The sequence below is a fragment of the Gordonia sp. JH63 genome, assembly GCF_009856645.1.
GTDB lineage: Bacteria > Actinomycetota > Actinomycetes > Mycobacteriales > Mycobacteriaceae > Gordonia > Gordonia hongkongensis.
On record NZ_CP047235.1, the window covers coordinates 2,057,969 to 2,071,212 of the forward strand.

At 65.9% G+C, this 13,244-nt stretch carries 11 protein-coding genes and 1 tRNA gene; 4 read left to right on the forward strand and 8 right to left on the reverse strand.

Annotated features, from left to right (window positions below):
- Positions 1 to 2: 2 nt before the first annotated feature.
- Complete coding sequence (locus GR168_RS09290) at positions 3 to 353, reverse strand: DUF3817 domain-containing protein (RefSeq protein ID WP_058249999.1); 351 nt, start codon at positions 351 to 353, stop codon at positions 3 to 5.
- A complete protein-coding gene (locus GR168_RS09295) occupies positions 350 to 787 on the reverse strand; it encodes a hypothetical protein (protein ID WP_058250000.1) in 438 nt (145 codons plus the stop codon). The genes GR168_RS09290 and GR168_RS09295 overlap by 4 nt, the downstream gene beginning before the upstream one ends.
- A gap of 96 nt (positions 788 to 883) precedes the next feature.
- Between GR168_RS09295 and GR168_RS09300 the strand changes: the two genes are divergently transcribed.
- Positions 884 to 968, forward strand: a tRNA-Leu gene (locus GR168_RS09300).
- Between the two features lie 2,355 nt (positions 969 to 3,323).
- Positions 3,324 to 3,542, forward strand: a complete 219-nt coding sequence (locus tag GR168_RS09305; protein WP_058250001.1) for a hypothetical protein — start codon at positions 3,324 to 3,326, stop codon at positions 3,540 to 3,542.
- Between the two features lies 1 nt (position 3,543).
- Here the strand turns inward: GR168_RS09305 and GR168_RS09310 are convergent, their stop codons facing one another.
- From GR168_RS09310 to GR168_RS09320, 3 genes are all read right to left on the reverse strand, one after another.
- On the reverse strand, positions 3,544 to 3,828 hold the full coding sequence (locus tag GR168_RS09310; RefSeq protein ID WP_159370592.1) for a hypothetical protein: 285 nt from the start codon (positions 3,826 to 3,828) through the stop codon (positions 3,544 to 3,546).
- A 310-nt stretch (positions 3,829 to 4,138) separates the two neighbouring features.
- Entirely contained in the window at positions 4,139 to 4,498 is a 360-nt protein-coding gene (locus tag GR168_RS09315; protein ID WP_226513021.1) for an Lsr2 family protein, read from the reverse strand.
- Between the two features lie 112 nt (positions 4,499 to 4,610).
- Positions 4,611 to 6,218 (reverse strand): hypothetical protein, encoded by a 1,608-nt coding sequence (locus tag GR168_RS09320; RefSeq protein ID WP_083229406.1) that lies wholly within the window; start codon positions 6,216 to 6,218, stop codon positions 4,611 to 4,613.
- A gap of 269 nt (positions 6,219 to 6,487) precedes the next feature.
- Between GR168_RS09320 and GR168_RS09325 the strand changes: the two genes are divergently transcribed.
- Together GR168_RS09325 and GR168_RS09330 are read left to right on the forward strand one after the other, a co-directional pair.
- Entirely contained in the window at positions 6,488 to 7,246 is a 759-nt protein-coding gene (locus GR168_RS09325) for an HNH endonuclease family protein (protein WP_238995059.1), read from the forward strand.
- Positions 7,247 to 7,292: 46 nt separating this feature from the next.
- On the forward strand, positions 7,293 to 8,846 hold the full coding sequence (locus GR168_RS09330; RefSeq protein WP_159370594.1) for a methyltransferase: 1,554 nt from the start codon (positions 7,293 to 7,295) through the stop codon (positions 8,844 to 8,846).
- Position 8,847: 1 nt separating this feature from the next.
- On the opposite strand, the gene GR168_RS09335 is transcribed toward GR168_RS09330, so the two are convergent.
- The 3 genes from GR168_RS09335 to GR168_RS09345 form a co-directional block, all read right to left on the reverse strand.
- The gene (locus tag GR168_RS09335; RefSeq protein WP_068971349.1) at positions 8,848 to 10,005 is read right to left on the reverse strand and encodes an aminotransferase class I/II-fold pyridoxal phosphate-dependent enzyme; all 1,158 of its coding nucleotides are present in this window, start codon (positions 10,003 to 10,005) and stop codon (positions 8,848 to 8,850) included.
- Between the two features lie 8 nt (positions 10,006 to 10,013).
- Entirely contained in the window at positions 10,014 to 11,315 is a 1,302-nt protein-coding gene (gene opgC / locus GR168_RS09340) for an OpgC domain-containing protein (RefSeq protein WP_159370595.1), read from the reverse strand.
- A 72-nt stretch (positions 11,316 to 11,387) separates the two neighbouring features.
- Entirely contained in the window at positions 11,388 to 13,175 is a 1,788-nt protein-coding gene (locus GR168_RS09345) for a long-chain fatty acid--CoA ligase (protein WP_159370596.1), read from the reverse strand.
- Positions 13,176 to 13,244 lie beyond the last annotated feature (69 nt).

Consider the following 13,244-nt stretch of genomic DNA (forward strand, 5'->3'; position numbering starts at 1 on the left):
GATCAGAGGTTGAACTGCGCCTTCACTTCCTTGGTGCGCTTGTGCTCGAACCAGAAGGACAGGAAGGGGATGGTGCCCGCGATCGCGGTGATGATGGTCTTGCCGACGCTCCAGCGGACCTTGATAGCGAGGTCGATGGCCATGATCAAGTAGACGAAGTACACCCAGCCGTGCACGAACGGTACGAAGTCCAGAGCGTGGTTGTCGTAGCCGTAGGTCAGGACGAGTTCGACGACGAGCAGCAGCAACCACACGCCGGTGATCCAGGCGAGGACGCGATACCGCAACAACGCGCCGCGGACCTTCTCCACCGGGGCGGCGAGGGCGGGGGCGGTGGGGTCGGTCTCGGTCACTGCGGGCCTTTCGATGAGGGGGTGGGTCGAGCGTCGGTGGTGTGAGCGTCCGCGTCGCGGAGCTCGGCGAGATAGCGGTTGTATTCGACCAGGGCGACATCGTTGGCGGGGTCCGGCGATGCCAACGACGACGCGCTGGGGGTGGTGGGTCGCTCGGGCAGGATGCCCTCCGGGATCTCGGCGACGGAGTTCTTCGCCGCGACCTTGCGGGCTTCCTCGGGATCGCTCTCCAGGATGACGAAGCGGCGATAGGCATAGATCACGGCCGCGGCGAACGCCGGCCACTGCAGGGCGTAGCCGAGATTGAGTCCGGAACCGGATGCGGACTCGTACCGTGACCACTGCCACCACGCGAGCACCAGGCACACCACCGCAGCGGATACGGCGAGCACCGTGAGCGCGGGCCGGTGGGTGCGGCGACGGGTGGGGGACATGGCTACGACGGTACCTGGCCTGCGATGATCAGAACGCGGCCGGTAGGGTGGTCGCCGTTACACTGCGTGACTCACACTCCGGCGAGTCGCGCCCACGCGCGAGTGGCGGAATTGGCAGACGCGCTGGATTTAGGTTCCAGTGTCTCAGGACGTGGGGGTTCAAGTCCCCCCTCGCGCACCATAAACTCGCACCCGCAGTTGCGCTCGAAAGCCCTGCATCGTGAGTCGACGGTGACAGTGCTCCTCGCGCCTGGTGCAGCCTTGCCTAGGTAACAGCTCAAGTCGCGGCGCACTCGGCGCAGCAGAACTACCGACGCGCCGAGCACCCGTCGGCATCCGGCATGCCAACATTTCAAGCCTTCTCAGAACGGAAACACTTGCGGCAACGGTTGGCAGTGACGCCCGCTGGGCATCTCAGATTCCGCCCATCTAGATTGTCAATGACTGCGACTGTCTGGATGTTGGACATAGTTTGGCGGTAGCGAACCGTCGCACAGAGAAGAAACTCCGATCTGGGAACGGCGCCGGCAAGGTCTGTTGTCGGGACTGGATCGACCTCAACAGACGGAATTGTGTCGTCGAGTGCAGCGCCGATGACGTCGTCGAATTCAGTCGACCGGCGTGCATATCGAGATTGCGCTCAACATGCTCGTCGCCCGTTCTTCGATCATCTTGGGCGGACGGTCGCGAACCCTTGGAGCGCCGTGGCCGCTGCATGCATCTCGCGGAGTTCCGCTTTCGATGCCATGACCCGTTCTCAATGGACGCGGACTCGGCGGCCGGCTAGCGCCTTCGACTGGCGGCGCCAGATCACTCCATGAATGTCAGGGGTCTTCGATATGGTCACCTTTCCAATCAGTTGCAACTTACCTTTGCGGTTTCTGCGTCGCTTTTAGGATGCAAGCCGCACTCGACGGGAAGAGCGGTACAGAATGACTCGAACAAGAGCGCAACGTCTGCTATTGACGATGATCGCTCTACTTTGTCTGCGTTTTGGATTCCTACGACCGCGTCTAGAACGAAGAAAAAAGCCTTGCGCCGATGAAGCCCGTCTCGAGGCCCGAAGACTGTCAGCGGAAGCCAGGCGCCACGTCCGCGATCGATTTCGCTCTCGCGTAATCGGGGACGTGATCGGAGCCTTCGTAGTCACCTACGGCGCAGGCTATTTGGTCTGGCTTTTGGGACACCCGGGGCAGACGGACGCTCAGATGTTTGAGCCGTATCAGTGGGTTCCTGACATCCGACCACACTTAGATGGCCTCGTAACACCTGAGACCGCGCGAAACTGGATCGGTATCGCGCTGGCTGCTTCGGTGTCGATAAGCATCACACTGTCGATGCGAAACAAGGGGAGCGAATCCTACATTGAGCAAGCCGCAATGGCCCTATGGCGACAGTGTATGGATGCGATGACATCGGCGTTAGCATGCGCGTGCGTTGTAGTAATGACAGTCGGTTGGCTTGGTGTGCATGACAAGTCAGACGTCGGCGCGATGGTGCTGGCGACTTTTGGGACGATCGCTATCTTCTTGATGAGCAGCATCCTGCTCGATGACTTCAGCTCGGCGAGTCGCTACCGCCGCCAGGAAGTACTAGAGCAGCGACTCGACCGACTGCACAAGTGGCGGACAGTCCTGCGAGACAAGGGAGTGCCAAGTGTCTCGAACGGCCAGCGGCATTCCCTTGTCGGCGCCCTCTTCGTTAGGACCGCAGCGGTGAGTGCCCCGTTATGGGTGGGCGTTGTACTGTATGTCTCAGTCGTGAGGGTGCTTCGGGATCAGGCGATGGCCGGGAGTTACCTCTGGCAAACGGCGATACTCGTACCCACCGTCGTCACATTCTTTCTGTTTGTGATCGGATTCTGCGCTCTTACATCCTGGTCATCATTCAACACGAAGAGAATGAAGCTGCATTTTGTGTTGCAGCCATTCGCAGCCTGGATTCTTTGGGGTAGCGTAGCCCTGCCGACTACCATGGTCGCAGCCGTAGAGCGCGGGATCTCCTCTGGCGCATTTGTCGGTTTTCTGCTATTCGGTCTCCCACTAGCAATACTCAGTCTTTTTAGAGCTTCACGGGCCGGCAAGGTTCACCTACGCCGACGTCGGCTCTATCAGTTGGCCGTATGGTTCTCGCTGCCCGTTTGGGTACGAGTTCACGCGAGGCTGGACCAATCCGAACTGTTGTCACGTGCTGACCTGCAGCGGGAGTCTGCGAACCCCCTATACCGGGCGGTAGATCCGTGCGGAGAAGGAGACCCTGCATCGTCACCGTCTTCGCATACGATCGCGCGGGCGGCGAGTAGGTCAGTGAAGAAACATGTTCATGGTGGTTGGCGACCAGGCCGGGGCGTTGATGATAAGCCGGAACCCGTGGGTCGTGATGGCGTGTTCGGGTGCGAGGGTGGTTGAGAGTCCATGCGGCGAGGGCTCATGGCTCGTGTAGGTCGCGCGAGCGGGCGTTGGCTCGGGGGCTTCATGAGCGCTATAAGCAGGGTGTGGGCTTCGGTACTGCACCGCTGTGCATTAGGCGGCCCATTGTGAACCCAGACGGCTATCGCGACCGTCTGTTGGCCGGCAGCGATGGCGTCACCCTCACGGCTGTCGACGTGACCACCGGCGAGGTCGCGTGGACAGCACCGTTCCTCGCCATCGATTTCGACGCGGATGCGTTAGTCACCGGCAAAGCACTCGAGCCCTACGGCGACGGGTGGATCTTCTCGTCGGACCGTCGAATGATCGGGCTCGCGCCGCTCTGAGTCACAGCTCGGCCGAGATGACCTCGACCGCGTCGTCGTCGGCGAAGACGATCTGGTGATCGTCGGTCGAGATCGCCCAGCGGCGTAGTCGTGCGGTGTGCTCGTCGTCGATACGGGTCTCGACGGTGGTGTCGCCGGCCAGGTCCGCGAAGTCGTCGACGACCTCGCCCTCCCTTGTCGAACCGTCGTCGAGCGTGACCCTGACCCGGGCCGCCACGGCGACCTCCCCTGGGGCCTCGCCGTCAGCGTGGTCGGCGTCGACCGACTCGTTCTCCGTTGTGCTCATCCGGTTGTCCTGTCCCCTCGGGTGGCCTCCGACGGTGACTGCGTTGCACGTCGGTGGCACACCATGCGTGGACATCAGTTTATCAAAGATGTCCATTGACAGGATGAAGACGGGGAAGGTGCTGATCGGTGGCGGAATCCGCGCGGCATCTCGATTCGACGCCGCCGCAGGGTTTTTCCGCCCTGCCGGCGGAAATCCTTAGGGCAGAACGTAATCGGCGGGGGATCGACAATCAGCCCCGCGGAAGAACAATCGCCAGAGTCCGAAGAATCGGGCTCTGGCGATCAATGTGACAATACGGTGGGCTATATCAGTGTGCGGAGTTGTAGGCCTCGACGATGTCGTTCGGAATGCGGCCGCGTGCGGACACCTCATATCCGTTCTCCGCTGCCCAGTCTCGAATCGAGGCATTCACCGACGCACCACTCCCGGCGGAATTGGTCTTCGTCCGTGCTGATGGCGACCGTCGTCGGCCGCCGACCCGGGTCGATGCCTTGAGTAGTTTCGCGACTGTCACCTTGCCCTGCTCGATCTTGTCGAGATTGGCCGCGGACACGTCGAGCTCGTAGTCGACGCCGAGCCACGACCACGAAACGGTCTGTGCGTCTTGGGGATCGAGTTCGCGACCGTCCAGGTCGTCGACAAAGGTCACCGTCTGAATTTTCGACACGCCCCCAACGGTAGTCGATAGACGCGCGGGAAGCATGAACCTGCGCTTTCCCGGTGTCGGGATTCTCGGGCGAATCGTCCGACATCGCGATTACCGAATGCGCAACACGGAGTCAATTGCGGCCGGGAATGGCGAATCGGGGCGGTTCGGGATGGCGAATGGATTCTTCCGGACGTGACGGTTCCGATGTTCTCGACGCCGATGACCGGGAGGCTTCCGGCTTTCGCGTCGGCTTGATGCGGGGAGTCGAGTCGGTTGTCGTCCGCCGATTGGCCTCCGCGCCGAGTCCGCTGCCCGTCGTGTCGTCGACGCGTAGGCACATCGACCGGATTACGTGGTGCGCGGTCACCAGTCCGTAGGTCATCGGCAGGCCCAGGGCCGTGACGAGCAGTCTGGTGGGTCGTAGCGGGCTGTCACCGACGATCGACGGCTCGATGACATTGCCTACTTCCCGGATCAAATGCAGCGCCAACTTGTACGCATAATGCGCCGCGGTGATCGGCTTGCTGACGGTGAGCTCGTCGAGCGACACCGTCTCCCATGGATCCGCGCCGTGGCCGAGGTTGTGTCCGATGCCGAGGAGGATGTCGAGCGGAGCGCCACCAAAGACCGGAATCAGCGAACCGAACAGCGACGCGCCCATCTCGCCGACGGAGCGGTCCTCCGCCGGGTCGAGCGGAATGAGGTTGTGGTGAATGCGAATTCCGCGCATGGCACCGAGAATTCTGGTGGTCTCGGCCCGGATGCGGGGTGCGTCGGCGGGGTTGTTCTCCTGCGCCTGCGCAGACACATACCGCACCAACCGGCCGAGTGTGAGCGACCCGATCGGCGTACACGTCTCGACATCCGCCAGTGCGAGGTGTTCGGCGATCTCGGCCACCATCGGCGGGATGGGGATGTCGAAATGCACGGTGTCGCTCGCGCGTCCGGCGAGGGCGCGCTGTTCATCGGTGACGCGTGCGAGGCACTGCTCGAGGACCGTTCTCGCGGTGGCCCGCAACAGGGCCTTCACCGCGAATTCCGACGAGAAGACGAAGGCCGTGATGAGCCAGTTGTAGGTGACGAACTGGGCGAGGCCGTCGGCCTCGGTCCCGGCGAACGGGCTCCCGAGGTCGGGTGCCGAGCCGATGAGGAGCCGTGCCGGGACCAGGACGGTGGTGAACATGTAGAGCCACACCGTCTCCACTGCCTGGATGACGGTGATGTTCCCGAGCGGAATCGCCTCGGTGTGGCGGCCGTCGCGGATCTTGAGGAGGTTCGAGACGAGCAGTTGGGAGATCGGGTCGCGGTAGTCGAGTGCGGGATCGTCGTCGTCCGCCCCAAGGGTCAGCGGATGTTCGGTGACGGCGAGGGTCGAGATGTGCAGGCGCCGCATGTCGCGGTGCGCCGCTATCCGACTTGCCCGGGCCGACGCGTGCATAGATGGCGGCAGGATGTCGTACACCGCATCGAAGATCGAGTCGTACACCACTGCAAGGGTCGTGAAATCACCGCTCGCGCAGCGTGTCTCGACGCCTTCGAGTGATTTCGGCGTCGGCAGCAGCGGGCGCGTCAGGGTCTCGATGCGCTCGAGTCGTTCAGGGTAGGTCTCGGTCTCCGGGTCGACGGTCGGAGTCAGTTCGTGGACCGGCGTCGCACGCAGGGGTGACGCGGAGAAGGGTGCCGGGCTGCCGAGCACCGCGGCGGTGCCCGACCCGCCGGCAAGTGTGGGCAACGACATCGCTAGTGTGAACACGGCGATCATCCGCAGAACCCATGGCGGTACACCCCGCGCCGCATTGCCCCGACCTGAACTCATGCACCCACTACCCGAATAGTCGTCCGATGACCCGGCGACGCCGCCGGCGATCGTGCGCCGCGGCGGCGTCGTGCGTGACCACAGCAGTCCGCGAAGGGAAAGTTAGTCGAACGAAGCTTAAGGTGCGCGGCGAGAACCCGCGCACCGGGTCGGCGAACGGGGATGTCGGCGCGCCGTGCAACGATTCCGGGGTGAGGCGTCGAGCGGCATGGTTGTCGGGAGTACTCGCCGCGGTGCCGGTCGCCGTGGCGCTCGTGTCGTGCGTCGACGTCGAACCCGCCCCGGGCCTCGAGCGCCCCTCATCCGAGCGCACCCAGTCCATGCCCTCGACGACGGGGCCATCGTCACCGCCGGCTGGTGTGTCACCCGATATGCCACCACCGGCGGCCGGCCGTGAACAGGCCGATCTCGCGTCGCTGCAGGTGAAGGGTCGCGCGCCCAAGACCGGATATGAACGGTCGCGATTCGGTAGGGCATGGGACGACGCGGTCGACGTGCAGTACGGCCGCAACGGTTGCCGGACCCGGGAGGACATCCTGCGGCGAGACCTCACCGGCATCACCTTCCACGCCGACGGGTGCCGGGTGCTCGCCGGCACACTGGCCGACCCGTACACCGGTACAACGATGCCGTTCACCCGAGGCGAGGACACCTCGGCGCTGGTCCAGATCGACCACGTCGTCGCATTGTCGGACGCCTGGCAGAAGGGCGCGGCCGGGTGGACCGCGGTGAAGCGCATCGAGTTCGCGAACGACCCGCGAAACCTCCAGGCCGTGTCGGGAGCCGTGAACCAACAGAAGAGCGACGGCGACGCGGCGACCTGGCTTCCCCCTAACAAGTCCTACCGGTGCACCTACGTGAGCCGGCAGATCGAGGTCAAGAAGTCCTACGGGCTGTGGGTGACGCCTGCCGAACGCGACGCCATGAGTCGGGTCCTCGCGTCGTGCTGAACCCGTCGAGCCGCGGGCGCGCCGGTCGTCGGTAGCCTTGGGGACCGTGACCGCGGACCAGGGACGACCCCAGCCACTCGCCGACCGCGCGGATCGTCATCCTCTGTCCGAGCCCGCCGCCGTGGCGGCCCTCGGTGCCGATCTGCGGTCGGCGGGATACACGAACGACGGTGTCACCGAACTGCTCGGCGAAGGCGCTCACGATGCCCTCGTCCGCGGCACCTGGTGGCCGGCCCTCGCCGCGACGCGTGATGTTGCCGGCGAGCACCGCCGGCTGGCGACCCTCATCCGACTGTTCCTGCTGGGCTCGGACGAACCCGAAGCCGCTGTCGCGGAGGCGTTTCCGACGACGGGCACGGACGCACTGGTCACGCAGGGCGTGCTGGCCCGGGTCGATGAATCGCTTCTGCGGGCCCGCCTTGACATCCGTCCGCACGCCGACGACACCCGCGACTACCTCGTGATCGCCGACCAGGATGCCGCGATGCGACCCGGACCCGTTGCCCACGACCACGTCCTGGGGATCGGCGGCGCGTCGATCTCGCTGGCCCGGGCCGTCATCCGCGAACCCGTCCGCCGCGCTCTCGACATCGGAACCGGATGTGGCATCCAGGCGCTGCATCTCGACGCGCACTGCGAGCAGATCGTGGCCACCGACACGAACGACCGGGCGCTGGCGCTGGCCGCCGCGACGGCCCGCCTCAACGGGATGTCGTGGGATCTGCGGGCGGGGAGCATGTTCGAACCCGTCGCGGGGGAGCGGTTCGACCTCATCGTGTCCAACCCTCCGTTCGTCGTCGGCGCGGGCGGGCGGGACTACATCTACCGCGACTCGGGCGTCGTCGGAGACGGGTTGTGCGAGCAACTCGTCCGCGAGTTGCCTGCCCATCTGAATCCTGGTGGCACCGCCCAGATCCTGGCCAACTGGGTCATCCGCGAGGGCGAGGACTGGCCGGAACGGGTCCGCTCCTGGCTCGCGGGCACCGGACTCGACGCCTGGGTCGTCCAGCGGGAGGTCGCCGACCCCATCAGCTATGTGTCGCTGTGGTTGTCCGATGCCGGTGAGGACGAGGCGACCGCCGCGCGGCGAGGTGCGGAGTGGCTCGAATGGTTCGAGGCCAACGGCATCGTCGCCATCGGGATGGGCTCGATCACCGCCCGCGCCCCGCTCGACGGTGAGCACCGCGAGCCCGACGTCGTGATCGAGGAGATCACCGGCGCCGGTGAAGAGGTGACCGGGCCCGAGGCCCAGGCGTTCCTCGCGCGACGGCGCTACCTGCGGGAGACCTCCGACGAACAGTTGCTCGCTCGGCGGCTGTCGGTGGCCCCGGTCATGCTCGAGGAGCTCTCGCTCCCGGGGGACGAGGGCTGGCAACAGGTGTCGGCCGCCGTCCGCCGGCCCGGGGGTCCCGGCGCCGTTCTCGGTGTCGACGAGGTCTCGCGCGCACTGCTCGCCGGCAGTCGGGGGCAGGTCCCGCTGGGCGTACTGCTCGAACTCCTCGCCGACTTCCACGGCGTCGACGCCGACGCACTCGCCGAGGCGGCGCTGCCCGTGGTGCGCGAGGCGATCGGCCGGGGGATTCTGTACGAGGCGACGTGACTCAGGCCGGGAAGGTCGCGTCCAGCGCCGCGGCGAGATCCGCGATGAGATCGTCGGCGTCTTCCAGCCCGACGGAGAACCGCAGATGTCCCCACTCGCGGAACGGTTCGGGGTAGGCCGCGACCCGTGGGCCGTCGGTGCCGACATGGACGATGAGTGACTCGTCGTGTCCCAACGACACCGCCGAGGTGATCGTCGTCAGCGCCGCGACGAATCGGTTCTGGGTGGCCGGATCGCCGCGCACCGCGAACGCGATCATGGCCCCGAAGCCGCGGCCGCCGAACTGTCGTGCCGCGAGGTCGTGTTCGGGATGCGACGCCAGACCCGGGTACCGCACGTAGGTGATGCGCGGGTCGTCGTCGAGGAAGGCCGCGACCCGCTCGGCATTGCGTTGATGCTGGGCGAACCGGAGCGGCAGGGTGATCGCGCCGCGGGCGATCAGCCATGCGTTGAACGGCGAGATGACGCCGCCGACGTCGACCATCGCCTGTTCCCGGATCTGCGACATGAGCTCCGACCGGCCGAGCACGGCACCGCCCATGGCGTCGCCGTGCCCGTTGATGTACTTGGTCAGCGAATGGACGACGAGGTCCGCGCCGTCGGCGAGCGGACGGTACAGAGTGGGCGGCGTGAAGGTGGCGTCGACGAGCAGCAGGGCCTCGGCGTCGGCGGCGATCTGCGCCAGCGCGCCGATGTCGGCGACCTTCGTCGTCGGATTGGCGATCGTCTCGGCGATCAGCATGCGGGTGCCGGGGCGCAGGGCGGCCCGGGTGGCGTCGAGATCGCCGACATCGACGAAGGTCGCCTCGATCCCGTACTTGGTCGGCAGCAGTTCCGACCAGAGCTTCCAGGTGGCCTCGTAGGTGGTGTCGGACACCACCACGTGGTCCCCGGCGGACAGGAATGTGAAGAACACCGCGTGCAGCGCGGCCACGCCCGAGGCCAGGACGACGGCGTCGTCGGCCTCCTCCAGCGCGGCCAACTTGTTCTGCAGCGCAACCTGATTGGCGCCGGTGTTGCGTGTGTAGAACAGTTGCTCGGTGCCCGACCAGCTCATCGCCTCGGGTTCGGGCGGGAGGTGATACGAGTTCGCCATCGTGATCGGCGTCCGCACCGACGGGCCCGACGAGTCGTTCCCGGCGTGCACGCTGCGTGTCATCTCACCCGTCACGGATGAACTCCCATCGGCTCGGTCGCACGTGTCCCGGCCGGTGCTGTTCCGGCCCGGACTGGCCCGTCTCGTTCTGGCCCGTCTCCGGCTGTCCCGGTCCGGTCGACGCCGGGCAGGTCGTCGACGACCGGTCCGGGTTCCCGGGTGACGTCCGAGCTCTCCGGGGTGGGGACGCCGGGCTCGGGGCCGAGGACGATGTCGGGTCGATGCGGACGCACGAGCCGGACCATCCGCAGCGGTAGTTTGTGCAGTTTGTCGACGTGCGCGAAGTACCGGAACTCGGCCCACCCCCAGCAGGCGGCGAACACCAGGAGCGCGACGGCGTCCATCGTGACGGTGTTCCAGGGGCGGTGTGCGATGTGGATCGGCACCACGACGAGGGCAATCGCCTGGATGACGTAGGAGTCGAGACTGCGGGTGCCGGCCATGACCAGTGGACGCAGCCAGTCGTGATGCCACCACCTGAGCAACAGTCGGAAGATCCCGTAGACGGCCGGGATGGCCAGATAGGCGCCGATCGCGCGGGCCGGGCGGAAGTCGAGTTTGTCGGCGACCGCCGGTTCGAGATGGGCCCACGGCCCGTAGTCGATGCCGAAGTGGAAGAACAGTGCCACCGCGAGCGCGACGGCGACGATCGCGATGATCCAGCGGTCGACGAACTCCGGCACACGCCACTGCGACCAGTTCCAGCCGATCACCAGTGCCGGGACGAACATGATCTGCCAGCCGGCGACGTTCTGGATGTGCGGTGCCGCCTGGTAGGCGCTCAGATAGAACCAGTCGGGGGAGTGGACCAGCGAGATCAGGTACAGGGCGATCGAACCGGCGAGCACCCAGCGCCACCAGCCCTGACGCAGGAGGGAGAACAGCCCGAACGCGGAGATGAGCAAGACCATGTACAGCAGCAGGATGTTGCCCCCGCTGGGCAGATAGTCCATGGTCAGCGCCAGGCGCAGGCCGTCACCCCACCCGTCGACCGGCAGCAGGAGCGTTAGCCATCGGTGACCGGCCAGGGCGGCCGCGACCGCGACGAGGGCGATCGCCAGCTGGCACAGATAGAGGACGACGATCCGCTTGGCAAGACGCTTGTAGGCGAAGGCCAGCCCATGGCGAGCGACCCACCGTTGATAGACCAGACCCAGCACGACGCCCGAGAGCATCACGAACGCGGACATGCCGTCGACGTACGGAAAGGCGTGGGTCGGGGTGGCCAGCACGGACTCATGCGCGAAGTGCGCGGTGATCATGCTCCAGATGGCCACCCCGCGGGTGGCATCGATGGCCAGGTCTCGTTTCATTGACTTGCACGATAGACAGCGCCGCGGCCCGGGGGCATCCCGGGCCGCGGCGAGTCGTGAAGAGAGATCCGCTCAGGTGTAGAGGTCGGCGATCGCTTCCTTGTGCGCGTCGTGGATGACGTTGCGCTTGAGCTTCATGGTCGGGGTGAGCTCACCGGTGTCGATGGTGAAATCGGTGTCCAGGATCGAGAACTTCTTGATCGCCTCGGCGTTGGAGACCTTGGTGTTCGCCTCCTTCACCGCGGCGTCGATCTCGGCCTTGAGATCGGCGTTGTCGACGAGGTCCGAGATCGGGGTGTCGGCGGGCAGGTCATGACGGTCCAACCAACCGGGCACGGCCTCGGGGTCGATCGTGATCAGCGCGGCGATGAACGGCTTGTTGTCGCCGACGACGAGGCACTGGCTCACCATCGGGTGCGCCCGGATGGTGTCCTCGAGCTGCGCCGGCGAGACGTTCTTGCCGCCCGCGGTGACGATCAGTTCCTTCTTGCGGCCGGTGATGAAGAGGTAGCCGTCGTCGAGGGTGCCGATGTCACCGGTGTGGAACCACCCGTCGCGGATCGCGTCGTCGGTGGCGGCCTGGTTCTTCCAGTACCCACCGAACACGACCGGCCCCTTGAGCAGGACCTCGCCGTCCTCGGCGATGGCGACGGTGACGCCGGGGATCGGGCGTCCGACCGAACCGACCTTCTGGTTCTCCTCGTTGTTGGCCGTCACCGCGGCCGTGGTCTCCGACAGTCCGTAGCCCTCGTACACCGGGATGCCGACGCCGCGGAAGAAGTGGCCGAGGCGCGCACCGAGCGGAGCGCCACCGGAGATCGCTCCCTCGCACTGGCCGCCGAGGGCGTCGCGCAGCTTTCCGTACACGAGCTTGTCGAAGACGGCGTGCCGGAGCTTCAGGCCGAGGCCGACCTTGCCGGCCGCCGTCGCCTTGCTGTATTCGATCGCCGTGTCGGTGGCCTTGTCGAAGATCGACCCCTTGCCGCCGTCGTAGGCCTTCTGCTTGGCCGAGTTGTACACCTTCTCGAACACGCGCGGCACCGACAGCACGTAGTTCGGCTTGAACACGCCCAGGTCCGCGACGAGGTTCGTCAGGTCGTTGGTGTGGCCGAGGATCACGCCGTTCTCGACGCAGCCGACGGCGACGACGCGGGCGAAGATGTGCGCCAGCGGCAGGAAGAGCAGCGTCGACTTGCCCTCCCGCATACCGGCGCCGACCGCGTCGCGGGTCGCGGCCGTCTCGGCGAGGAAATTCGCGTGCGTCAGGACGACGCCCTTCGGCCGTCCGGTGGTGCCCGAGGTGTAGATCAGCGTGGCGGCATCCGACGACAACGCATTCGCCTGACGCTGGTCGAGGTCCGCGTCGGCGGTCTTCGCGCCGCGCTTGGTGACCGTGGGGAGCGCGTGGTCGTCGATGACCAGGGTCTCCTTGAGGGTGGGCGTCTCGTCGATGACCCGGAGATGGCGGGTGTAGTGCTCATGGTTCTCGACGAACAGGAGCTTGGCGCCGGAGTCCTCGAGAATCCACTGGACCTGGTCGGGGGCGGACGTCTCGTAGATCGCGACGGTGCACGCCCCGGCGCGCCAGATCGCGTAGTCCAGCACGGTCCACTCGTAGCGCGTCGACGACAGGATCGCGACGCGGTCGCCGGCCTGCACACCCGAGGCGATCAGACCCTTCGCGACCGCGTCCACCTCGTCGGTGAAGTGCTTGGCGGTGACGTTGACCCACTGGTTGTGCGAGCGCTTGCGGAAGAGCGGCATCGTGGGGCGCTCCGCGCGGTAGCGCAGGATCGTGTCGACGGTCGTCGCCTTGTCGTCGATCGTCAGATCGGACGGGGTGGCGTACTGCTGCTGCATGGCACTCCTGAGACGAGAGAACAAATGGACATTCCGGACATCGGTGTGCGTGTGACCGGGACCGATGGC

Excerpts from the sequence above, each read along its gene's own strand:
- GR168_RS09295 (WP_058250000.1), bottom strand. The coding sequence starts at position 787 with ATGTCCCCCACCCGTCGCCGCACCCACCGGCCCGCGCTCACGGTGCTC.
- GR168_RS09310 (WP_159370592.1), bottom strand. The coding sequence starts at position 3,828 with ATGAGCACAACGGAGAACGAGTCGGTCGACGCCGACCACGCTGACGGC.
- GR168_RS09320 (WP_083229406.1), bottom strand. The coding sequence starts at position 6,218 with ATGTCGTTGCCCACACTTGCCGGCGGGTCGGGCACCGCCGCGGTGCTC.
- GR168_RS09335 (WP_068971349.1), bottom strand. The coding sequence starts at position 10,005 with ATGACACGCAGCGTGCACGCCGGGAACGACTCGTCGGGCCCGTCGGTG.
- opgC (WP_159370595.1), bottom strand. The coding sequence starts at position 11,315 with ATGAAACGAGACCTGGCCATCGATGCCACCCGCGGGGTGGCCATCTGG.
- GR168_RS09345 (WP_159370596.1), bottom strand. The coding sequence starts at position 13,175 with ATGCAGCAGCAGTACGCCACCCCGTCCGATCTGACGATCGACGACAAG.